Annotated in this window: 19 protein-coding genes; 13 read left to right on the forward strand and 6 right to left on the reverse strand. The window is 72.6% G+C overall.

Annotated features, from left to right (window positions below; all coding sequences use genetic code 11):
• Nucleotides 1-56: 56 nt before the first annotated feature.
• Together AB0J57_RS18435 and AB0J57_RS18440 are read left to right on the forward strand one after the other, a co-directional pair.
• On the forward strand, nt 57-1142 hold the full coding sequence (locus AB0J57_RS18435) for a LacI family DNA-binding transcriptional regulator (RefSeq protein ID WP_366129251.1): 1086 nt from the start codon (nt 57-59) through the stop codon (nt 1140-1142).
• Nucleotides 1143-1178: 36 nt separating this feature from the next.
• Nucleotides 1179-2090, forward strand: a complete 912-nt coding sequence (locus AB0J57_RS18440; RefSeq protein ID WP_366129252.1) for a phosphatase PAP2 family protein — start codon at nt 1179-1181, stop codon at nt 2088-2090.
• On the opposite strand, the gene AB0J57_RS18445 is transcribed toward AB0J57_RS18440, so the two are convergent.
• A complete protein-coding gene (locus tag AB0J57_RS18445; RefSeq protein WP_366129253.1) occupies nt 2078-5062 on the reverse strand; it encodes a bifunctional [glutamine synthetase] adenylyltransferase/[glutamine synthetase]-adenylyl-L-tyrosine phosphorylase in 2985 nt (994 codons plus the stop codon). The two genes, AB0J57_RS18440 and AB0J57_RS18445, sit on opposite strands and share 13 nt — an antisense overlap.
• A gap of 462 nt (nt 5063-5524) precedes the next feature.
• Between AB0J57_RS18445 and AB0J57_RS18450 the strand changes: the two genes are divergently transcribed.
• Both AB0J57_RS18450 and AB0J57_RS18455 read left to right on the forward strand, forming a co-directional pair.
• On the forward strand, nt 5525-7525 hold the full coding sequence (locus AB0J57_RS18450; RefSeq protein ID WP_366129254.1) for a PIG-L family deacetylase: 2001 nt from the start codon (nt 5525-5527) through the stop codon (nt 7523-7525).
• Between the two features lie 59 nt (nt 7526-7584).
• Entirely contained in the window at nt 7585-8016 is a 432-nt protein-coding gene (locus tag AB0J57_RS18455) for a VOC family protein (protein ID WP_366129255.1), read from the forward strand.
• On the opposite strand, the gene AB0J57_RS18460 is transcribed toward AB0J57_RS18455, so the two are convergent.
• Both AB0J57_RS18460 and AB0J57_RS18465 read right to left on the reverse strand, forming a co-directional pair.
• Nucleotides 8013-8525 (reverse strand): DinB family protein, encoded by a 513-nt coding sequence (locus tag AB0J57_RS18460; protein ID WP_366129256.1) that lies wholly within the window; start codon nt 8523-8525, stop codon nt 8013-8015. The genes AB0J57_RS18455 and AB0J57_RS18460 overlap by 4 nt on opposite strands.
• An 11-nt stretch (nt 8526-8536) precedes the next feature.
• A complete protein-coding gene (locus AB0J57_RS18465) occupies nt 8537-9985 on the reverse strand; it encodes an MFS transporter (RefSeq protein ID WP_366129257.1) in 1449 nt (482 codons plus the stop codon).
• Nucleotides 9986-10216: 231 nt separating this feature from the next.
• On the opposite strand from AB0J57_RS18465, the gene AB0J57_RS18470 reads away from it, so the two are divergent.
• Nucleotides 10217-10618, forward strand: a complete 402-nt coding sequence (locus AB0J57_RS18470; protein ID WP_366129258.1) for a DUF4234 domain-containing protein — start codon at nt 10217-10219, stop codon at nt 10616-10618.
• Nucleotides 10619-10676: 58 nt separating this feature from the next.
• Here AB0J57_RS18470 and AB0J57_RS18475 read toward each other — a convergent pair whose 3' ends face one another.
• A complete protein-coding gene (locus tag AB0J57_RS18475) occupies nt 10677-12038 on the reverse strand; it encodes a glutamine synthetase family protein (protein ID WP_366129259.1) in 1362 nt (453 codons plus the stop codon).
• A 119-nt stretch (nt 12039-12157) separates the two neighbouring features.
• Between AB0J57_RS18475 and AB0J57_RS18480 the strand changes: the two genes are divergently transcribed.
• From AB0J57_RS18480 to AB0J57_RS18500, 5 genes are all read left to right on the forward strand, one after another.
• Nucleotides 12158-13237, forward strand: coding sequence for a PP2C family protein-serine/threonine phosphatase (locus AB0J57_RS18480; RefSeq protein WP_366129260.1), 1080 nt, complete (start codon nt 12158-12160; stop codon nt 13235-13237).
• A 66-nt stretch (nt 13238-13303) separates the two neighbouring features.
• Complete coding sequence (locus AB0J57_RS18485; protein ID WP_366129261.1) at nt 13304-13720, forward strand: hypothetical protein; 417 nt, start codon at nt 13304-13306, stop codon at nt 13718-13720.
• 63 nt (nt 13721-13783) lie between these two features.
• On the forward strand, nt 13784-14434 hold the full coding sequence (locus AB0J57_RS18490) for a DUF3105 domain-containing protein (protein WP_366129262.1): 651 nt from the start codon (nt 13784-13786) through the stop codon (nt 14432-14434).
• Complete coding sequence (locus AB0J57_RS18495) at nt 14431-15072, forward strand: DUF305 domain-containing protein (protein WP_366129263.1); 642 nt, start codon at nt 14431-14433, stop codon at nt 15070-15072. The genes AB0J57_RS18490 and AB0J57_RS18495 overlap by 4 nt, the downstream gene beginning before the upstream one ends.
• 154 nt (nt 15073-15226) lie before the next feature.
• Entirely contained in the window at nt 15227-15646 is a 420-nt protein-coding gene (locus AB0J57_RS18500) for a CBS domain-containing protein (protein WP_366129264.1), read from the forward strand.
• 36 nt (nt 15647-15682) lie between these two features.
• Here the strand turns inward: AB0J57_RS18500 and AB0J57_RS18505 are convergent, their stop codons facing one another.
• Nucleotides 15683-16573: an alpha/beta hydrolase gene (locus tag AB0J57_RS18505; RefSeq protein WP_366129265.1), complete on the reverse strand. Its 891-nt coding sequence runs from the start codon at nt 16571-16573 to the stop codon at nt 15683-15685.
• A 47-nt stretch (nt 16574-16620) separates the two neighbouring features.
• Between AB0J57_RS18505 and AB0J57_RS18510 the strand changes: the two genes are divergently transcribed.
• Entirely contained in the window at nt 16621-18441 is a 1821-nt protein-coding gene (locus tag AB0J57_RS18510) for an NAD+ synthase (RefSeq protein WP_366129266.1), read from the forward strand.
• A gap of 70 nt (nt 18442-18511) precedes the next feature.
• Here the strand turns inward: AB0J57_RS18510 and AB0J57_RS18515 are convergent, their stop codons facing one another.
• A complete protein-coding gene (locus AB0J57_RS18515; RefSeq protein ID WP_366129267.1) occupies nt 18512-19537 on the reverse strand; it encodes an endonuclease/exonuclease/phosphatase family protein in 1026 nt (341 codons plus the stop codon).
• Nucleotides 19538-19830: 293 nt separating this feature from the next.
• Here AB0J57_RS18515 and panB point away from each other — a divergent pair, with 293 nt between their 5' ends.
• Together panB and AB0J57_RS18525 are read left to right on the forward strand one after the other, a co-directional pair.
• Nucleotides 19831-20694, forward strand: a complete 864-nt coding sequence (panB, locus tag AB0J57_RS18520) for a 3-methyl-2-oxobutanoate hydroxymethyltransferase (RefSeq protein WP_366129268.1) — start codon at nt 19831-19833, stop codon at nt 20692-20694.
• Between the two features lie 123 nt (nt 20695-20817).
• On the forward strand, nt 20818-21186 hold the full coding sequence (locus AB0J57_RS18525; RefSeq protein ID WP_366129269.1) for a cupin domain-containing protein: 369 nt from the start codon (nt 20818-20820) through the stop codon (nt 21184-21186).
• Nucleotides 21187-21292: the final 106 nt, after the last annotated feature.

A 21292-nucleotide genomic window follows, 5' to 3' on the forward strand; every position in this document is an offset into this window, starting at 1 on the left:
CGCCGAGTCCTGCGTTTGGTGGGCAAGCTGACGTGCGGCCGGTACAGTCCCATCACATGACCGCGCGGCTAGCCGACATCGCAGCCCAGGCGGGGGTCAGCGAAGCCACAGTCAGCCGCGTGCTCAACGGCAAGCCCGGTGTGGCCGCCGCCACCCGCCAGTCCGTGCTGGCCGCCCTCGACGTGCTCGGCTACGAGCGCCCCGTACGGCTGCGGCAGCGCAGCGCCGGTCTGGTCGGGCTGATAACCCCCGAGCTGGACAACCCCATCTTCCCGGCCCTGGCCCAGGTCATCGGCCAGGCCCTGACCCGCCAGGGCTACACCCCCGTCCTCGCCACCCAGACCCCCGGCGGCTCCACCGAGGACGAACTCACCGAAATGCTCGTCGAGCGGGGCGTCTCCGGCATCATCTTCGTCTCCGGACTGCACGCCGACACCACCGCCGACATGACGCGCTACGACCAGCTCCGCGGCAAAGGCGTCCCGTACGTCCTCATCAACGGCTTCTCGCCCAAGGTGCAGGCGCCGTTCGTCTCCCCCGACGACCGGGCCGCGATGCAGCTCGCCGTCACCCACCTCGCCTCGCTCGGGCACACCCGGATCGGCCTCGCGGTCGGCCCGAAGCGGTTCGTCCCCGTGCTGCGCAAGATCGAGGGCTTCCGGCTCGGCATGCAGGCGCGGCTGGGGCTGGGGCCGGAGCAGTGCGAGGAGCTCATCCAGCACTCGCTGTACACCCTGGAGGGCGGCCAGGCCGCCGCGACCGCGCTGATCGACCGGGGCTGCACCGCCATCGTCTGCGCCAGCGACATGATGGCACTGGGTGCCATCCGGGCCGCGCGCCAGAAGGGCCTGCACGTCCCGAGGGACGTCTCCGTCGTCGGGTTCGACGACTCCCCGCTCATAGCCTTCACGGACCCGCCGCTGACCACCATCCGCCAGCCCGTCCAGGCGATGGGCCAGGCGGCGGTGCGCGCCCTGCTGGAGGAGATCGGCGGCACCCCCGCCCCGCACAGCGAGTTCGTCTTCATGCCCGAGTTGGTCGTTCGCGGTTCAACCGCCTCGGGGCCTCAGGGGCAGCGGTCCTCCGAAAGGCCATCGTCCGAAAGGCGTAGCGATGGCGTTGAGGACCCGACTGACGGATGATCGACCGAGTAGACATATCTGGCAGACTCTTGGCCCATGGGTGACACGACTGTGAGGACACTGGAAGGCCGTGAGGCCCCGGCACCACCGGTGGATTCACCCATCGAACAAGGTCCGGCCCGCGTGGCGGACAGCCGGACCGTGTGGCAGCGGATGCGCGCGCCGCGCCGCCCCCGCATCTGGTTCGAGATCCTGCTGATCGCGGTGAGTTACTGGACGTACTCGCTCATCCGCAACGCCGTGCCCGAGCAGAAGGCCGAGGCGCTGCGCAACGCCGACTGGATCTGGCGGGCCGAGCAGTCCCTCGGCATCGCCGTGGAGAAGACGGTCAACCACGCCGTTGACTCGGTGACGTGGCTGATCGTGGGCATGAACTACTACTACGCCACGCTCCACTTCATCGTCACGATCGGTGTCCTGGTGTGGCTGTACCGGTGGCACCCCGGCCGGTACGCCGCCACCCGCCTGGTGCTGTTCTCCACCACCGGCATCGCCCTGCTCGGCTACTACCTGTACCCGCTTGCGCCGCCCCGCCTGATGACCTCCGAGAAGTTCATCGACACCGTGCTGGTCCACCAGACCTGGGGCTCGATGGCGTCGGGCGACCTGAAGCACATGTCCAACCAGTACGCCGCGATGCCGTCCATGCACATCGGGTGGTCGCTCTGGTGCGGCCTGACCATCTTCGCCCTGGCCAAGGCGCCCTGGGGCAAGATCCTCGGCCTGCTCTACCCGACCTTCACGCTGGTGGTCATCGTCGCCACCGCCAACCACTTCTGGCTGGACGCGGTGGGCGGCATGATCTGCCTGGCCTTCGGCTACACGCTGGCGTACGGCTGGTACGGCAGCATGCCGCACCGGCTGCCGCGTCACGTGGCACCGACGCGCGTGCCGGCACCCGCCCCGGCCCCGGAACCGGCGCCGGCGGCTCACGCTCACGCCCCGTAGAACAGCTCCTCCACCACGGCCCGCGCCCGGCGGGTCGTACGGCGGTAGTCCTCGACCATCTCGCCGACGTGCCCCGGCCCGTACCCCAGGTACCGGCCGACCGCGGCGAGCTCCCGCGCGTCGGACGGGAAGGTGTCCCCGGCCCGCCCGCGCACCAGCATCACGCCGTTGCGCACGCGGGTCGCCAGCACCCACGCCTCGTCCAGCGTCTGCGCGTCCCGCTCACCGATCAGGCCCGCGTCGCGGGCGGCGGCCAGCGCCCGGCGGGTCCTCGTCGTGCGCAGCCCCGGCACCGCGTGCCCGTGCCGCATCTGGAGGAGCTGGACCGTCCACTCCACGTCCGACAGGCCGCCGCGCCCCAGCTTGGTGTGCAGGGCGGGGTCGGCGCCGCGCGGCAGCCGTTCCGTCTCCATCCGGGCCTTCAGCCGCCGGATCTCGCGTACGGCGGCGTCGTCCAGGCCCCGCTCGGGGTAGCGCAGCGGGTCGATCAGCGCGATGAAACGGCGGGCGAGGTCCTGGTCGCCGGCCATCGGCTCGGCCCGCAGCAGCGCCTGGCTCTCCCAGCCGAGCGACCAGCGGCGGTAGTAGGCCTCGTACGACTTGAGGGTGCGCACCAGGGGGCCGCTCTTGCCCTCGGGGCGCAGGTCCGCGTCAATGATCAGCGGCGGGTCGGCCGTCGGCAGTTGGAGCAGCCGCCGCATCTCGGCCACCACCGTGTTGGCCGACCGGGTGGCCTCCTGCTCGTCCACGCCGTCGCGGGGCTCGTGCACGAAGATCACGTCCGCGTCCGACCCGTAGCCCAGCTCGTGCCCGCCGAAGCGGCCCATGCCGATGACGGCGAACCGGGTCGGCAGGGTGTCGCCCCACTGCTCGCGCACGGCGGCCCGCAGCGCGCCCGCGATCGTCGCCGCGTTCAGGTCGGTGACCGCCTGGCCGACGCGGTCGACGAGCGCGCCGGGGTCGGCCTCGGCGGGGCTCTCCTCGGTGCCGTACGAGCCGATGATGTCGGCGGCGGCGGTACGGAACAGCTCCCGGCGCCGTACGCCACGGGCCACGGCGACCGCCAGCTCGGCGTCCTCCGCACGGCCGACCGCCGCGAGGATCTCCGGCTCCAGGTGGTCGCGGCCGCGCGGCCGGAGGCCCTCGGGGGCGCCCAGGATGGCCACCGCCTCGGGGGCGCGCAGCAGCAGGTCCGGGGCCAGCCGCCCGGCGGACAGCACCCGCGCGAGGTTCTCCGCCGCCGCGCCCTCGTCCCGCAGCAGCCGCAGGTACCAGGGCGTCTTGCCCAGGGCGTCGGACACCTTCCGGAACGCCAGCAGCCCCGCGTCGGGATCGGCCGAGTCGGCGAACCAGCCCAGCATCACCGGCAGCAGCGTCCGCTGGATCGCCGCCTTCCTGGTGACCCCGGACGACAGCGCCTCCAGGTGACGCAGCGCGGCCACCGGGTCCGCGTACCCCAGCGCCTCCAGCCGCTGCCCGGCGGCCTTGGCGCTCAGCCGCGTCTCACCGGGAGTGAGCTGCGCGACCGCGTCCAGCAGCGGCCGGTAGAACAGCTTCTCGTGCAGCCGCCGCACCACCGCCGCGTGCCGCTTCCACTCCCGGTTCAGCTCCGCCACCGGATCGGTCCGCAGCCCCAGCGACCGCCCCAGCCGCCGCAGATCGCCCTCGCTCTCCGGCACCAGGTGCGTCCGCCGCAGCCGGAACAACTGGATGCGGTGCTCCATCGCCCGCAGGAAGCGGTACGCCTCGTCGAGCTGCGCGGCGTCGGCCCGGCCCACGTAGCCCCCGGCCGCGAGCGCCTTCAACGCCTCCAGGGTGCTCCCGCTGTGCAGCGTGGCGTCACTGCGGCCGTGCACCAATTGCAGGAGCTGCACCGCGAACTCGACGTCCCTGAGCCCGCCGGGCCCGAGCTTCAGCTCGCGGTCCACGTGCGCGACCGGGATGGTCTCCACCACCCTGCGCCGCATCTTCTGCACGTCGGAGACGAAGTTCTCCCGCTCGGCGGCCTGCCACACCAGCGGTGACACGGCGTCGATGTACGCGGCGCCCAGCTCCCGGTCCCCGGCCACCGGCCGGGCCTTGAGCAGGGCCTGGAACTCCCATGTCTTGGCCCAGCGCTGGTAGTACGCCAGATGACTCGACAGCGTCCGCACCAGCGGCCCGTTCCTGCCCTCCGGGCGCAGATTCGCGTCAACCGGCCAGATGGCGCCCTCGACGGTCGTCTCCGAGCAGATCCGCATCAGGTGCGCCGCGAGCCGGGTGGCGGCCCGCAGCGCCTTGCCCTCGTCACCGCCCTCGACCGGCTCGCCCACGAAGATGACGTCGACGTCCGACACGTAATTGAGCTCGTTGCCCCCGCACTTGCCCATCGCGATGACCGCGAGCCGGCACGCGGCGGCGTCGTCGGGCGCGGCCGCGCTCGCTATGGCGAGGGCCTTGCGGAGGGTGGCCGTGGCGAGGTCGGCCAGCTCGGCGGCGGTCTCCGCGACGTCGGTCGTCCCGCACACGTCACGCGCGGCTATGGCCAGCAGACACCGCCGGTAGGCCACCCGAAGCGAGACGGGGTCGGTCGCCCCGGCCAGCCCGCGCTCGAAGTCGGCGACGCCCGGGTGCAGGTCGGTCGACTCGTACGTGACGAGCGCCTCCCAGTCGCGCGGGTGCCGGGCCAGGTGGTCGGCCAGCGCCTCGGAGGCACCGAGCACGCCGAGCAGCCGGTCGCGCAGCGGCTTGGCGCTCAGGACGGTACCCAGCAACTGCCGGCCCTCATCACCCTGCGCCTCGGCGAGCCGCACGAGCCCGCGCAGCGCGAGGTCGGGATCCGCGGTGGCGCCGAGCGCGTCCAGGAGCACCGGGTCACCGTGCACGGCGGACAGCACGGGCAGGTCCAGGAGCCGCTCGGCGGCGGACGGGTCGGTGAAGCCGTGCCGCAGCAGTCGGGTGAAGGTACTGCTCCTGCGCCCCGGCCCGGTCATCCGCCGTCTCCCCTTTCCTTGGGGCTCGGTTCCCCTCCGGGGCGCCTGTTGCGCGCGTCGACGGTCGATCGTGCTCGGCTGCTCGTACCTCACAGCCTCCGCGCGTTCTCCCTTTCGACGCCCGCGCGCCCCTTCGGCTCACTCGCCTTCCACGCGTCCGAGCCTATCGGCCCGCCCCGCCCCCGCATGTCCAGGCCCAGGCGGCAGCGACCACGGGGCCGCAGCCGGCGTCCGGCCGGGCGGGGCCGTGCAGGGTCGGGCCCGGAGGGGCCACGCCCCCACCCACAGGCAGCCGCCGCACCACCGACGCGAGGCCCCGCACCACCCGCACTGCGCAGCGTCCCGCACAGCGCAGCGTCCCGCAGCGTGAGGCACCCCACACCGGGGCCTATGAACCGGAGGGCGGCAAAGCCGGTCTTCCCTCCCGGTTCGCCCACTCCACCGCGTAACGGAAGCCCGCCCATGCCTCGCCCCGCCCTGTCCCCATTCCGCCGTGGCCTGTTCATGGCCGCGCCGATCGCCGTGCTCGTCGGCATCACGGGCGGGACGCTGGCGCTCACGGCCGGGTCGTCGGACGCGTCCGACGTGCCGAGCCGGGGCGTACCGGAGGCACAGGCGGTCAAGCCGGTCCGCACCCAGGGCGAGTCGGTGCTCCAGATCATGGCCCACCCGGACGACGACCTGTTCTTCATGAACCCGGACACCAGCCAGTCCATCGCCTCCGGCCACAGCGTCACGTCCGTCTACCTCACCGCCGGTGAGTCCGACGGCCGCAACGCCCGCCGCCAGGACCCGCGGCCGGCCGCCGACAAGGCGGCGTACGCGGAGGCCAGGCAGAACGGCATACGTGCCGCGTACGCGGAGATGGCCACCGGCAACCGCACCAGCCCCTGGGACCGCACCTCCATAGCCACCGCCGGCGGCGGCCGGGCCGAGCTGGACACGCTGCGCGCCAAGCCGCAGATCAGCCTGGTGTGGCTCCAGTTGCGCGAGGCGGGCAGCATCTCGGACGACCGCCCGCACAGCCTGCACGGCCTGTGGGACGGCCGCGTGGAGCGCCTGGAGACCCAGCTCGCCGCCGGTTCCCCGGTGCGCGATGACTTCTCGTACACCAGGACCCAGACCATCGAGACGATCACGGGTGTCCTGGCCCGCTTCAAGCCCACCTTCGTCCGGCTCATGGACCCGACGCCGGGCATCAACGACAAGACCGGCAAGCTCTCCGACCACCAGGACCACATGTACGGCGCCCGGTTCGCGCAGGCGGCGCTCGCCGAGTACGCCGAGTCGCCCGGCCGCCCGGCCTTCGCCGTACAGAACTACCTCGGCTACTCGACGGGCAGCCTGCCGCACTCCCTCGACCCGAAGAGCACCGAGGCGAAGCTGCGCACCCTGAAGACGTACGCGTGGTGGGACCACACGGACTACTGCGAGGACCCGGCCGGCTGCGGCGACCGCAAGGTGGCCGCCCGGCCCACCGGGCACGGCTGGGCGCAGTCGATCCGCTACGCCCGCGGCGGCTCGGCCTCCTGGGTCCAGCAGGGCGCCGGCAAGGGCGAGCTGTACGCGTTCTCGGTGCTGGACGGCCGCCTGGCGGTCTGGCACAGGAAAGGCACCTCGGACTGGACCGGGCCGGTCCTCCAGCAGGGCGCGGGCCTGGACGCCGGGGTGACCTCGGTGCGGCTGCCGGACGGCCGGATCGCCGTGTTCGGTACGCGTACCGAGCTGGACGGGGAGTACCGCCGCGAGGTGGTGACGGCCGTGCAGTCGGCGCCGGGCGGGGCGTTCGGCGCGTGGCGATCGCTGGGCACGCCGGAGCGGGACGACGAGTCCGCCACGTCCGACATCAGCCTGCCGGCGGTGCTGGTGGACCGGGCGGGCCTGATGACGGTGTACGTGCGCGACGGCGGCCACACGATGCGGGTGAGCGCCCAGCGGGCGGACGGCGGCTGGGGGCCGTGGCGGCCGGCCGGCGGCCGGGACCTGCGGGGCGACCCGGTGGCGGCGATGGACGCCACGGGGCGCGGTTACGTGTTCGCGGCGACCCCGACGACGGTTCTGGCGTGGGCGCAGGCCGCGCCGGGCGGGCCGGTGGCCGGCCCGGTGGCGACCGGGCTGCCGGCGACCACGGTGGCGCTCAGCGTGACGCCGGACGGCCCCGACGGCGTACGGCTCTGGTTCCGCAAGCCGGCCTCCGGTGACGTCCGCACGGCCCGTTTCGCGGGCGGCGGCCACGCCTCGCCGGTGCGGGACGTGGCGGGCGGCATCGCCGGGTACGGCGCGGTGGGCGCGTCGGGCGGCCGGCTGGCCGTGCGCGGGGGCACGGGCGCGGTGGCGACGCCGGCCGACGGCGGCTGGGTGACCGGGCGGTCGCTGTTCGCCGGCGCCCCGGCGGCGACCGAGGCGGGCTTCGCGACGGTGGGCCTGGACGGCCGGCTGAACTGGTCCCCCTGGGAGCGATGAGGCGGCGCGGCGCGCCGAGTCCGGCTTTCATGGACGTACTCACCAATGGAGGAGAGCCCATGAACTGGACGCTGGAAGTCGTCGTGGTCCCGGTCGCCGACCTGGACCGGGCGAAGGACTTCTACGGCACGAAGTGCGGTTTCAAGGTCGACCTGGACACGGAGGTGGCTCCGGGGGTCCGCATCATCCAGCTCACGCCGCCCGGCTCGCGCTGTTCGATCGCCTTGCAGAGCGGTATGCCCCTGGCCCCGGGCGAGAAGTCCATGGCCCCGGGCTCGCTGCACGGCCTCCAGCTCTGCGTGACCGACATCGAGGCGGCGCGCGCGGAGCTGACGTCCCAGGGCGTGGAGGTGAGCCCCGTCCAGCACGTGGGCCCGGGCGGCTGGACGGAGGGCAAGGGCGAGACGTGGAACTCGTTCGTGTTCTTCAAGGACCCGGACGGCAACGGCTGGACGGTCCAGGAGGCGCCCAGCGAGCTCTCCGAACGCTAGTAGTAGCCCTTCTGTCCGTCGAGCAGCTCCCGTATCGCGTCCAGGTGCCCGGCGTGCCGGGCGGTCTCCTCGACCATGTGGATCAGCATCCACCGCAGGGTGGCCTGGGCGGACCGGAAGTCGGGGTGGCGGCCGACCTCGTCGAACGAGTGCGCCGCGATGATCTCGTTCGACCTGGCGCACTGCCGCTCGTACTCCTCCAGGAGGTCCGCGAGCGGCACGCCCTCGACCTTCATGTCGAGGTCCTCGCCGCTCTCGTCGAACTGCGGGCCCTCGGCGGGACCGCCCAGGAACAGCACCTCGAACCAGCTCTGCTCCACCCACCGCAGGTGCGAGACGACGCCGGCGACCGTCATGTTCGGCGACTGCGGCAGGACGGCCCGGTGCGCGTCCTCCTCGGACAGCCCCTCGCACTTCCACCGGACGATCGAGCGCTGCGTGTCGAGCCACCCGACGAGCTGGGTGCGTTCGTCCGCCACGAAAGGGGGACGTTCACGATGAAGAGTCATGCGCGCGGACGCTAGCGCACCCCGGCCATGGCCCGCACCGGCTTTTCCGCCGTCCCGCCCGGCACGCGCGGGGGCCTCGGCCGCGACGCGAGGGCGACGGGGAACAGGAGCAGTCCGCAGAGCGCGACCAGGAGCCAGCCCGGCCGCGACGCGTGCGCCAGACCCGCCGGGGCGGCGCCCGCCACCAGGCCGCCGGCGACGGCGATGCCGACCGCGGCGCCGAACTGGCGCGCCGTGGACGTGATCGCTCCGGCCACGCCTGCGCGGGCGGGCGGCAGGCCGCTCACCGCGGTGTTGGTGATCGGGGCGTTGGCGAAGCCGAACCCGATGCCGATGAGCGCGTACGCCGTAAGGAGCAGGAGCACGCTCGTGTCCTGGTCCAGCCCGGCCAGGCAGAGCCCGCCGGCGGCCATGAACCCGCCGGCCAGGAGGAGCGGCGTACGCGGTCCGACGCGGCCGACGAGACGGCCGGACCAGGGCGCGCAGAGCGTCGCGCCGACCGCCATGGGCAGGGTCGCCAGCCCGGCGGCCAGCGGCGTCCAGCCCCGGCCGTCCTGCAAGTAGAGGGTGGTGAGCAGCAGCGTCGTGTTGAGGGCGACGAACACCACCACCGCCCCAAGTACCGCCCCGGTGAAGGCGGGACGCCGGTAGAGCCCGAGGTCCATCAACGGCTCGCGACGGCGGGACTCCACCCGTACGAAGGCGGCCGCCGTGACGGCCACGAGCGCGTACGCGCCCAGCGCGAGGGGAGAGGTCCAGCCGATGCGCGGCCCCTCGATGAGGACGCCGACCGCCGCGCCGATGACCACGGTCAGGAGGGCCTGGCCCGGGAGGTCGAGGCGCCGCGGCCGTTCGGCGCGGGACTCGGGCACGAACACCGCGGTGAGGACGAGGGCGGCGGCGATGACCGGCGCGTTGATCCAGAACAGCGACCGCCAGCCGAGGCCCGCGACGAGGGCGCCGCCGACGACGGGGCCGACGGCCATGCTGAGCCCGAAGACCGACGCCCACACGCCGATCGCCCTCGCCCGCTCCCTCGGGTCGGGCATGGCGTTCACCACGATGGCGAGGGCCACCGGGCTGAGCATCGAGGCGCCGATGCCCTGGACGGCGCGGGCCGCGATGAGCTCGCCCACCGACGGGGCGACGGCACAGGCCAGCGAGGCCGCGCCGAAGACGGCCAGCCCTGCCTGGAACACCCGTCGGCGTCCGAACCGGTCCGCCAGCGCACCGGAGGAGATCAGCAGCCCGGCCAGGACGACGGTGTAGGCGTCCACCGTCCATTCAAGGCTTTGGGTGCCGATGCCCAGGGCGCGCCCGATCTCCGGCAGACCGACATTGACGATGGTGGTGTCCAGGCCCACCAGGAACATGCTGAGGCAGCAGACGGCCAGTACCGTCCAGCGCCTCCGGGCACTCAACGCGGGCCGAGGCCCAGGGAGATGAAGCGTCGTGGTCACGGGTCTGCCTCTCGGGTCCGGGAAAGCGGCTGGCCCGGCCATGCTCGCCGCGTACGACACCGGCGGCCCAGCAACGTTGCGGAAACGGCGAAACGGCCCTCGACGGCATCGGCCCCGGCCGCGCGTACTGCGCCGGGACCGTGGGTCACCCCGGCGCCCCGCATCCCCTGACGCGCGCCATGAAGTCCCTCGTGCTGCACTGGAAGAGGAGGACCCACAGCGGAGGTGCTCATGACCGGCCGCGTAGGCAAGATCCGGAATATCGTTCTCGTGTGGCTCGTCTGGCCGCTGATCACCCTGGGGATCTATCACCTGGTCTGGTACTACAAGGTGAACCGCGAGGCGCGTGACTTCGACAAGCGCATCGAGGTCCGGCCTGGGATGGCGGTGGTGGCCATCGCGCTGGGCTGGATCGTGATCGTGCCACCGTTCATCTCGGTGTACAACACGGGTGAGCGCATCGCGCGTATGCAGCGGGCGGCCGGGATGCAGCCGACCTGCAATCCGTGGATCGGTCTGATCCTGGTGTTCATCTTCAGCCTCTACCCGCTGTACTACCAGCACGAGATGAACCAGATCTGGGCCCACTACGGCCACGTGGAGGAAGGCGAGCAGGTCCCCGTCGCCGCCTGACCGCCGGAGTGAGGCGCCGCGGGGCCGGCGGTCCACGACCGCCGGCCCCGCCGCGGCCCTACAGCACCGGCAGGTTCTTGCGCAGCTCGAAGGCGGTGACCTCCGACCTGTACTCCTCCCACTCCTGCTTCTTGTTGCGGAGGAAGAAATCGAAGACGTGCTCGCCCAGCGTCTCGGCGACCAGTTCGCTGCGTTCCATGAGGGAGATCGCCTCGCCCAGGTTCTGCGGGAGCGGTTCGATGCCCATGGCGCGGCGTTCGGCGTCGGAGAGGGCCCAGACGTCGTCGTCGGCGCCGGCGGGGAGTTCGTAGCTCTCCTCGATGCCCTTGAGGCCGGCGGCGAGGAGGACGGCGTACGTCAGGTAGGGGTTGGCGCCCGAGTCGATGGAGCGGACCTCGACGCGGGCCGAGCCGGTCTTGCCCGGCTTGTACATGGGGACGCGGATCAGTGCGGAGCGGTTGTTGTGGCCCCAGCAGATGTAGGAGGGGGCCTCGCCGCCCGAGCCGGCGGTGCGGGCGGAGCCGCCCCAGATGCGCTTGTAGGAGTTGACCCACTGGTTGGTGACGGCCGAGATCTCCGCCGCGTGGCGCAGCAGGCCGGCGATGAAGGAGCGGCCGACCTTGGAGAGCTGGTACTCGGCACCGGACTCGTAGAAGGCGTTGCGGTCGCCCTCGAAGAGGGAGAGGTGGGTGTGCATGCCCGAGCCGGGGTACTCCGAGAACGGCTTCGGCATGAAGGTGGCCTGTACGCCCTGCTCCAGCGCGACCTGCTTCATGACCAGGCGGAACGTCATGATGTTGTCGGCGGTCGACAGGGCGTCGGCGTACCGGAGGTCGATCTCCTGCTGGCCCGGCGCGCCCTCGTGGTGGCTGAACTCGACCGAGATGCCCATCGATTCCAGCATGGTGATGGCCTGGCGGCGGAAGTCCATGCCGACGTTCTGCGGGGTGTGGTCGAAGTAGCCGGAGTTGTCCGCGGGACTCGGCCGGGAGCCGTCCAGCGGCTTGTCCTTCAGCAGGAAGAACTCGATCTCGGGGTGGGTGTAGAAGGTGAACCCGAGGTCGGAGGTCTTGGCCAGGATCCGCTTCAGGACGTACCGGGGGTCGGCGAAGGACGGGGAGCCGTCGGGCATCAGGATGTCGCAGAACATCCTGGCCGTCCCCGGGGCCTCGGCCCGCCACGGCAGGATCTGGAAGGTGCCCGGATCGGGCTTGGCGATCATGTCCGACTCGTACACCCGGGCGAAGCCCTCGATCGCCGATCCGTCGAAGCCGATGCCCTCGTCGAAGGCCTGCTCGAGCTCGGCGGGGGCCACGGCGACGGACTTCAGGAAGCCGAGCACGTCCGTGAACCACAGACGCACGAAGCGGATGTCGCGCTCCTCGAGCGTACGGAGTACGAATTCCTGCTGCTTGTCCATTTCCACACCCATCCTCGCTGATCAGGCCAGCATGCCACCACACGGTTTCGTGCACGTTGCGAACCCATAGTGCATGGAGCTCTGTGGCGTAGGTAACGGAGGCCTCGCAGACTGGTCCCATGGACCGAGGCACACGGGAGCTGCCCGGCGCCGGCACACCGCCGGCCTGGCTGCGCCTGCTGCCGTGGCTGACGATGGTCCTGCTGGTGGTCGTCCAGCTCACCACGCCGAAGAGCGTGCAGCTCGGCTTCGCGTTCGCCGTGGTGCCGCCCCTGACGTCGCTGCTGTACGGGATGCTCGGCACCGCCCTGGTGGCGGCCGCGATGTTCGGGCTGCTGCTCTTCCCGGTCATCCGGGCCGACGACGTGACGCACGGCGACCTGCTGGCGTTCGGGCTGATCGGCGTGGTCAGCGTGGTGCTGGCGTGGGTGCGGGCGCGCCGGGACGCGCAGCTCGTGTCGGTGCGGACGGTCGCGGAGGCGGCCCAGCTCGCGGTGCTGCCGCCGATGCCGGAGTGGGTGGGTCCGGTGCGGTGCGGTGCGCTGTACCGGGCGGCGGAGCGGGGGACGCTGGTGGGCGGCGACCTGTACGACGTGCAGCGGGGGCCGTACGGGGTACGGGCGATCGTCGCCGATGTGCAGGGGCACGGGCTGGCGGCGGTCGGCACGGTGGCGGCGCTGCTGGGCACGTTCCGGGAGGCGGTGCTCGACGAGCCGGAGCTGGCGGGGGTGGCGGCACGGCTGGACCGGCGGCTGGTGGTGGACGCGGCCGGGCGGGGCGACACGGAGGTGTTCGCGACGGCGGTGCTGATGGAGTTCCCGCCGGACGGCACGGCGGTGCGGGTGCTGAGCTGTGGTCATCCGGCGCCGCTGCTGGTGGACGGCGGCGGGGCGCGGGAGGTGGAGCTGGCGCCGGGCGCGCCGCTGGGGCTGGGGCTGGCGGAGTTCCGGGCGCCGGAGCCGGTGACGGTGCCGATGCGGCCCACGGACGTACTGCTCGCGCACACGGACGGGGTGACGGACGCGCGGGACGAGACGGGCGCGTTCTACCCGCTGGCGGCGCGGTTGGGGACGGGGACGCGGCCCGCCTCGCCGGTGGAGCTGGTGCGGGCGGTGTGGCGCGATCTGTCGTCGTACGCGGGTGAGGTCGCCGACGACGTGGCCCTGCTCGCGCTCAGTACACCGGACGGCCATGGCTGACCGGACGGCCGCCCATTAACATCAGCGCCCATGGGGGGCCAGCGGCTCATACGCATCGTGCGTCCCATGGCGACCATCGGCGCCGTGGCGACGCTCCTCGCCGCGCTCTTCGTCTGTCTCGCGCCGCACGGCGGCGCGGAGGGCGGCCAGGACAGGGACCGGGGCCACGGGCGCGCGTGGCAGGGCGGTGCGGACGGCGGCCCGGACCGGGACCACGGGCGCGGGACGACGCTCGTCGCGATGACGCCTGTGGCGACGGCGGAGCAGACCGTCTCCGAGTACACCTGTCCGTACGACCGGGGTGACTGCCGGCTCTTCCCCTACCTCACCCCCGCCGTCCTCACCGCCCCTCCCCTCGACCCGCCCCCGCACGCGGACGGCCTCGTCCGGGTCGCGCTGTCCCCCTCCGCCGGCCGGCCCGCCGCCCACGAGGCGCGGCCGCGCGCGCCGGACCTCCATGTCCTCCAGGTTCTGCGGACCTAGGCGGCCCGCCGCAGTTCCGGATGCAACCACCACCTCCCACTCCCCCGAAAAGGAACCACCACCATGGCTGCCAACCGATCCTCGACCGCCGACCGCCGCGCCCGGATAGAGGAGATGCGCCGCGCCGAGAAGGCCCGCGAGCGCCGCAACCGCATCATCACCATCTCCGTCAGCGCGCTCGTGGTCGCCGGCCTCGTGGGCTTCGGCGGATACGTGCTGAACAAGGAGAACAAGGAGCAGGAGCAGCGGGAGGCCGCCGCCAAGGCGCCGATCGCGGACGAGAAGTCCTGGGACGCCAAGAAGCTGGGCCGCAACCACGTCACCCAGGCCGTCACGTACCCGATGAAGCCCCCGGTCGGCGGTGACCACGACCAGGTGTGGATGAACTGCGACCGTGACGTCTACAAGAAGCCGATCCCCGAGCGCAACGCCGTGCACTCGCTGGAGCACGGCGCGGTGTGGGTGACGTACAACGACAAGGCGCCGGCGGCGGACGTGAAGAAGCTGGAGGAGAAGGTCGGGAAGACCTCGTACTCCTTCATGAGCCCGGTCAAGGACCAGGCCGGCGCGATCATGCTCAGCGCGTGGGGCAAGCAGGTGACGGTCGACGGCGCCGACGACCCGAGGGTGGACGCCTTCTTCACCAAGTACGTGCAGGGCCCGCAGACGCCCGAGCCGGGCGCGGCGTGCACCAACGGGCTGGGCCAGCAGTGACGCGTACGCAGTGGGCTTCGGTCACCGCGGTGGTGCTGGCGCTGCTCTTCGCCGGGGCGGCGACGGTCGCCTCGGCGGGCCCGGAGCCCTCCGCCCAGACGGCACCGGCGGCGGACTCGGCGGACGCCGGGTTCGCGCGGGACATGTCGGTGCACCACCAGCAGGCGGTGGAGATGTCGTTCATCGTGCGGGACCGCACGAAGGACGAGGAGGTGCGCCGGCTGGCGTACGACATCGCCAACACGCAGGCCAACCAGCGGGGCATGATGCTCGGCTGGCTGGACATGTGGGGCCTGCCGAAGGTCGCGCCGGGAGTTGAGCCGATGGCCTGGATGGGCATGCCGTCCCACGGGCCCTCGCACTCCGGCGGGGGGTCGCACTCCGGCGGGCTGATGCCGGGGATGGCCACGGCGGCCCGGATGGACCAACTGCGGGCGGCGAGCGGGCGGCAGGCGGAGGTCCTGTACCTGCGGCTGATGACCGAGCACCACAAGGGCGGGGTGCACATGGCGCAGGGCTGCGTCGACAAGTGCCGGCCCGGTGTGGAGCGGGACCTGGCCCAGGGGATGGTCGACGCCCAGGAGTCGGAGATCCTGTTGATGGCCGACCTGCTGAAGAAGCGGGGCGCGAAGCCGTAGCGGCTCTCGCCGTCCGTGTGTGCGGCCGCTCCGGGTGTCCCGGGGCGGCCGTACGGCGGTGCAGCGGTCGCGGGGTGGTGGGGGCGCGGCGAGAATGGAGGCGCTCGGGGACCGACGTACGGCGCTCTATGGCGTTACCGGAGGCAAGAACCCCATGACCACCGCCAAGGACATCATGCACCCCGGAGCCCACTGGCTCCCCGCACACGAGACCCTCGACCGTGCCGCGCAGATGATGCGCGATCTCAATGTCGGCGCCCTGCCCATCGCCGACGAGAACGAACGGCTCTGCGGCATCCTCACCGACCGTGACATCGTCGTCGGCTGTGTGGCCATGGGCCACGACCCGGCCCAGGTCAAGGCGGGCGACATGGCGAAGGGCACCCCGCGCTGGATCGACGCCAACGCGGACGTGGAGGAGGTCCTCCGCGAGATGAAGGGCCACCAGATCCGCCGGCTTCCGGTGATCGAGAACAAGCGGCTGGTCGGCATGATCAGCGAGGCCGACCTCGCCCGTCACCTGTCGGACTCCCAGGTCGCCAACTGGGCGGAGAAGGTCTACGAACAGGGATGACCGCCATGTCCACCGGGGCGTGACGCGCGTGCCGCGTCACGCCCCCGGTGCGTGCGCCGGAGGCGGCGCGGCATCCTCGGCCGGCCCGGCCAGGGAGCCCTGGAGCTGCCGGCCCAGCACCGCCTCGGCCAGGGCCGGCGGCCGGTCCAGCATCATCAGGTGGCCCGTGCCCGGCACGGCCTCGAAGCGGGCGCCGAGCAGGTCCGCGAGGGCGCGCTGGCGGCGCGTCCAGCGGGTGGACGCGGGCGCGGCGAGCACGGTGACGGGGACGCCCGGCGGGAGCGGGTGGCGCTCGCGCAGGGCGAGGAGCTCGGCGGCGACGGCCCGGTAGTGGGTGTTCTCCAGGAGGGCGCCGTTCAGCACCCGTGAGGTGGCGTAGCAGCGGCGTATCAGCGCGGCGGGGGCCGGGTCCGGGGCGAGGCCGGGGCGGGAGAGGCGGACCACGGCGCGGCGGGTGAGCGGGCCGAGCGCGGCGGGTGCCCCGGCGGCGGACAGCACGGTGGCGACGGTACGCGCGAGGGCGGTACGCACGGCGGGGGCGGCGGGCACGCGCGCGTGCTCCTCGACGGACGCGTCGACGAGGACGACGCCGGCGGTGCGGTCCGGGTGCAGCCGGGCGAACGCCTCCGCGTGGAACCCGGCGATCGAGTGCCCGACGACGGTCGCCGGCCCGTCGAGCCCCAGCGCGTCGAGGACGCCCGCGATCCGGTGGGCCTCACCGGACGCGGACGGCGCCACGGCGGGCGGGCCGCTCAGGCCGTGGCCGGGGCGGTCGAAGCGGACGACGGTGCGGTGCGGGGCCAGCAGCGGGACGACCGGGTCCCAGTCGAACCAGCTCATGGCGAGCCCGGCGCTCAGCACGCAGACCGGGCCGCTGCCCTCGACGACCACGTGGTGGGGCACGCCCCCGACCCGTACGAAACTCATCCGTTCCCCCTCGTCACCGCGTGCGCCCGGATGGACGCCAGCCTGCCATGCCCGGTGTGACGCGGACCTCCGGGACATCGTGTCGCTCTGACGATTACACTGGCCGCGTGCCTCAACTACGCCTCGCCCTGAATCAGATCGACTCGACCGTCGGCGATCTCGCCGCGAACGCCGAGGCGGTCGTGCACTGGACCCGGCACTCCGCCGAGCAGGGAGCGCACCTCGTGGCGTTTCCCGAGATGGTGCTGACCGGTTACCCCGTCGAGGACCTGGCCCTCCGGTCGTCCTTCGTCGAGGCGTCCCGCAGCGCGTTGCGCGCGCTCGCCGCGCGCCTCGCGGCCGAGGGCTTCGGGGACCTGCCGGTCGTCGTCGGCTACCTGGACCGCTCCGAGAAGGCCCAGCCCCGGTTCGGCCAGCCCGCCGGGGCGCCGCAGAACGCCGGGGCCGTGCTGTACGGCGGCGAGGTGGTGCTGACGTTCGCCAAGCACCACCTGCCGAACTACGGGGTCTTCGACGAGTTCCGGTACTTCGTGCCCGGCGACACCATGCCGGTGATCCGGGTCCGCGGGGTCGACGTGGCGCTCGCCATCTGCGAGGACCTGTGGCAGGACGGCGGCCGCGTCCCGGCCGCCCGCAGCGCGGGCGCCGGGCTGCTGGTGTCCATCAACGCCTCGCCGTACGAGCAGAACAAGGACGACGTCCGCCTGGACCTGGTGCGCAAGCGCGCCCAGGAGGCCGGCTGCACCCTGGCGTACCTGGCGATGATCGGCGGGCAGGACGAGCTGGTCTTCGACGGCGACTCGATCGTCGTGGACAAGGACGGCGAGGTCGTCGCGCGGGCGCCGCAGTTCGCCGAGGGCAGCGTGGTCCTGGACCTCGACCTGCCCGCCGCGTCCGCCGACGCGCCCACCGGCGTCGTCGACGACGGCCTGACCATCGAGCGCGTCGTGCTGTCGGAGGAGCCGGTGCCCGCCTACGAGCCGGAGCTGACCGGCGGGTACGCGGAGCGGCTGGACGACGACGAGGAGGTGTACACCGCGCTGGTGGTGGGCCTCCGCGCGTACGCCGCGAAGAACGGTTTCCGCTCCGTGCTGATCGGCCTGTCCGGCGGCATCGACTCGGCGCTGGTCGCCGCGATCGCCTGCGACGCGCTGGGCGCGCAGAACGTCTACGGCGTGTCGATGCCGTCCAAGTACAGCTCCGACCACTCCAAGGGCGACGCGGCCGAGCTGGCCCGCCGCACGGGGCTGAACTTCCGCACCGTACCGATCGAGCCGATGTTCGACGCGTACATGGGCTCGCTCGGCCTGACCGGGCTGGCGGAGGAGAACCTCCAGTCGCGGCTGCGCGGCACGATGCTGATGGCGATCTCCAACCAGGAGGGCCACATCGTGCTCGCGCCGGGCAACAAGTCCGAGCTGGCGGTGGGGTACTCGACGCTGTACGGCGACTCGGTCGGCGCGTACGGGCCGATCAAGGACGTGTACAAGACGTCGGTCTTCCGGCTGGCGCGGTGGCGCAACCGGGCGGCCGAGGAGCGCGGGCAGACCCCGCCGATCCCCGAGGCGTCCATCACCAAGCCGCCCAGCGCCGAGCTGCGCCCCGGCCAGGTCGACACCGACTCGCTGCCGGACTACGACGTCCTGGACCGGATCCTGGAGCTGTACGTCGACCGGGACCAGGGCAAGGACGCGATCGTCGCCGCCGGCTACGACGAGGAGCTGGTGACGCGGACGCTGCGCCTGGTGGACACGGCGGAGTACAAGCGGCGCCAGTACCCGCCGGGCACCAAGATCTCGGCCAAGGGCTTCGGCAAGGACCGGCGCCTGCCGATCACCAACCGCTGGCGCGAGACGACGACGGGCTGACCGGCCGGACCTGAAGAGCGAAGGGGCCCCCGCGACGACCCGGGAGGCCCCTTCGGCGTGTTCTGCCGGATCAGAGCGTCACGCGTGCCGCGATCGGCAGGTGGTCGCTGTCCGTGGCCGGCAGCGACCAGGAGGCGACCGGCTCGACGCCCTTCACCATGATCTGGTCGATCCGCGCCATCGGGAACGCGGCCGGCCAACTGAAGCCCATGCCGTCGCCGGCCGCGCCCTGCGTGGAGCGCATCTGGGACGTGACGGCGTTCAGCGACCGGTCGTTCATCGTGCCGTTCAGGTCGCCGAGCAGGATCACCTTGCCCAGGTCCTCGCGGACGATGGCCTCGCCGAGCGCGTCCGCGCTGTCGTCGCGCTGGTTGGCGGTGAACCCGGCGTTCAGCTTGACCCGCACGGACGGCAGGTGGGCGACGTAGACGGCGACCTCGCCCTTGGGCGCGGTCACGGTGGCGCGCATCGCCCGCGTCCAGCCCATCCGGATGTCGACCGGCCGGCTGTCGCTCATCGGGTACTTGCTCCACAGGCCGACCGTGCCCTGGACGGAGTGGTACGGGTAGGTGTCGGCGAGCGCCTGCTCGTAGACCGGGACCATGCCCGGCTTGAGCTCCTCCAGGGCCACCACGTCCGCCCCGGAACCGGAGATCTGGCGGGCGGTGCCCTCGGGGTCGGGGTTGTCGGCGTTGACGTTGTGCGTGACGACCATGAGGTCGCCGCCGGCGCCGGACTTGTCGGTGACGAGCCCGCCGAAGAGATTGAGCCAGATCACACCCGGCAGCAGGGCGGCGACCAGCGCGGTGGCCGAGCGGCGCAGCAGGGCGGCGACCAGGATCACCGGGACGAAGACGCCCAGCCACGGCAGGAACGTCTCGGTCAGGCTGCCCAGGTTGCCGATCTTGTTCGGGATCTGGGCGTGGAAGACCATCAGGAGGGCCAGCAGCACCGCGCACCCGGCCAGCAGGGCGCCACGCCGCCAGATGCCCGGATCACGGCGCCAGCGGTCGACCACCGACCGGACCCGGGACCCGGTGCGCCGCGGCCCCTGCGCGCTGCCGTTCCCCGTCTCCGTCACGTCCACCCGCGCCATGCCGCCGTCCTCACTGCCTTGCTCGTCGTGCTCTGTCGTACGCCCCGCCCCGGACCCGACCCTAGGGGATGGGGAGACGGCCGTACTGCCACGAGGACGATGAGGCGGCGCGCCGGGTTCCGGGGGTTGCGGCCCCGGCGGCGGCTGTGACAGAACGCGCACAAACGGACCCTGGGACGCGGCCGCGGAGATGGCCGTGAGCCCACTTCCCCCCGCGCGGCACGAAGTGCCACCATGGACGTGGTCCGGGGACGCCGTAAGGGCGCCTCGAGATGACGAAGGAGCCGTTTCACATGACGCTTCAGGCTGCCCGGAAGCAGCCCGCCGACAGCAGCAAGGCGCTGTACGGCGGCAAGGGCACTCGCCGCATCACCGTCCACGACATCGCCGCCGCCAAGGAGCGCGGCGAGAAGTGGCCCATGCTGACCGCCTACGACGCGATGACCGCCTCCGTGTTCGACGAGGCGGGCATCCCGGTCATGCTCGTCGGCGACTCGATGGGCAACTGCCACCTCGGCTACGAGTCCACCGTCCCCGTCACCCTCGACGAGGTCGCCATCCTGTCCGCCGCCGTCGTACGGGGCACCAAGCGGGCCCTCGTCGTGGGCGACCTGCCCTTCGGCTCGTACCAGGAGGGCCCCGTGCAGGCGCTGCGGTCCGCCACCCGGCTGGTCAAGGAGGCGGGCGTCGGCGCGGTCAAGCTGGAGGGCGGCGAGCGGTCGCTGCCCCAGACCGAGATGCTGGTGCAGGCCGGCATCCCCGTGATGTCGCACCTCGGCCTGACCCCCCAGTCCGTCAACACCATGGGCTACCGGGTGCAGGGCCGCGGCGACGAGGCCGCGCACCGGCTGCTGCGCGACGCCAAGGCCGCGCAGGAGGCGGGCGCCTTCGCGGTGGTCCTGGAGCTGGTCCCGGCCGAACTGGCCGCCGAGGTCACCCGGTCCCTGCACATCCCGACCATCGGCATCGGCGCCGGACCCGACACCGACGCGCAGGTGCTCGTCTGGACCGACATGGCGGGCCTGACCGGCGGCAAGGTGCCGCGCTTCACCAAGCAGTACGCCGACCTCCGCCGGACGCTCGGTGACGCGGCGCGGGCGTTCGCCGACGAGGTGGTCGGCGGAACGTTCCCGCAGGAGGAGCACACCTTCCACTAGCCACTCCCGGTACAGACGACGGCCCGCCGACTTCCCCCATCGGCGGGCTGTCGGCATGTCGGGCCGGGCGTAGCCTGGAAGAGGACTCGGGGGACGTCTCGCACCCGCCCGGAGGCGGTACACATGCCCGGAATCGTGCGCAAGAACTTCGACTCGGCAGACGAGACCCGTCCGTTCGAGGACGGCAAGGGCAAGCTCGATCTGCTCCACACCGACAGGGGCCCGGTCGGCCGGGCGGTCTTCGAGCCGGGCTGGCAGTGGTCCAAGCACGTCAAGCCCATCGCGGGCACCGAGAGCTGCCAGGCCGCGCACGCCGGCTACGTCGTCAGCGGCCGGATGAAGGTGGTCATGAACGACGGCACCGAGGGCGAGGTCGGCCCCGGTGACTTCGCGGCCATCGAGCCGGGGCACGACGCATGGGTGCTCGGCGACGAGCCCTGCGTCATGCTCGACTGGGTCGGCTTCGGCGACTACGCCGTCCGGTCCTCCTGAGGACCCTCCGCCGGCGTCCGTCGGCGATCTGTCGGTGATCCGTCGGTGACGTGTCCGCGCTGTCGGTGAGATGTCGGTGAGATGTCGGTGGCCGCTGCTCCCATGG

Origin of the sequence: Streptomyces sp. NPDC049837, assembly GCF_040674455.1 — a bacterium.
Classification (GTDB): Bacteria; Actinomycetota; Actinomycetes; order Streptomycetales; family Streptomycetaceae; genus Streptomyces.

Coding starts and splice junctions, on each gene's coding strand:
- panB (WP_366129268.1), top strand. CDS start 19,831: ATGACGCTTCAGGCTGCCCGGAAGCAGCCCGCCGACAGCAGCAAGGCG.
- AB0J57_RS18490 (WP_366129262.1), top strand. CDS start 13,784: ATGGCTGCCAACCGATCCTCGACCGCCGACCGCCGCGCCCGGATAGAG.
- AB0J57_RS18440 (WP_366129252.1), top strand. CDS start 1,179: ATGGGTGACACGACTGTGAGGACACTGGAAGGCCGTGAGGCCCCGGCA.
- AB0J57_RS18470 (WP_366129258.1), top strand. CDS start 10,217: ATGACCGGCCGCGTAGGCAAGATCCGGAATATCGTTCTCGTGTGGCTC.
- AB0J57_RS18525 (WP_366129269.1), top strand. CDS start 20,818: ATGCCCGGAATCGTGCGCAAGAACTTCGACTCGGCAGACGAGACCCGT.
- AB0J57_RS18505 (WP_366129265.1), bottom strand. CDS start 16,573: ATGAGTTTCGTACGGGTCGGGGGCGTGCCCCACCACGTGGTCGTCGAG.
- AB0J57_RS18475 (WP_366129259.1), bottom strand. CDS start 12,038: ATGGACAAGCAGCAGGAATTCGTACTCCGTACGCTCGAGGAGCGCGAC.
- AB0J57_RS18485 (WP_366129261.1), top strand. CDS start 13,304: ATGGCGACCATCGGCGCCGTGGCGACGCTCCTCGCCGCGCTCTTCGTC.
- AB0J57_RS18435 (WP_366129251.1), top strand. CDS start 57: ATGACCGCGCGGCTAGCCGACATCGCAGCCCAGGCGGGGGTCAGCGAA.
- AB0J57_RS18515 (WP_366129267.1), bottom strand. CDS start 19,537: ATGGCGCGGGTGGACGTGACGGAGACGGGGAACGGCAGCGCGCAGGGG.
- AB0J57_RS18500 (WP_366129264.1), top strand. CDS start 15,227: ATGACCACCGCCAAGGACATCATGCACCCCGGAGCCCACTGGCTCCCC.
- AB0J57_RS18480 (WP_366129260.1), top strand. CDS start 12,158: ATGGACCGAGGCACACGGGAGCTGCCCGGCGCCGGCACACCGCCGGCC.
- AB0J57_RS18450 (WP_366129254.1), top strand. CDS start 5,525: ATGCCTCGCCCCGCCCTGTCCCCATTCCGCCGTGGCCTGTTCATGGCC.
- AB0J57_RS18510 (WP_366129266.1), top strand. CDS start 16,621: ATGCCCGGTGTGACGCGGACCTCCGGGACATCGTGTCGCTCTGACGAT.
- AB0J57_RS18445 (WP_366129253.1), bottom strand. CDS start 5,062: ATGACCGGGCCGGGGCGCAGGAGCAGTACCTTCACCCGACTGCTGCGG.
- AB0J57_RS18460 (WP_366129256.1), bottom strand. CDS start 8,525: ATGACTCTTCATCGTGAACGTCCCCCTTTCGTGGCGGACGAACGCACC.
- AB0J57_RS18455 (WP_366129255.1), top strand. CDS start 7,585: ATGAACTGGACGCTGGAAGTCGTCGTGGTCCCGGTCGCCGACCTGGAC.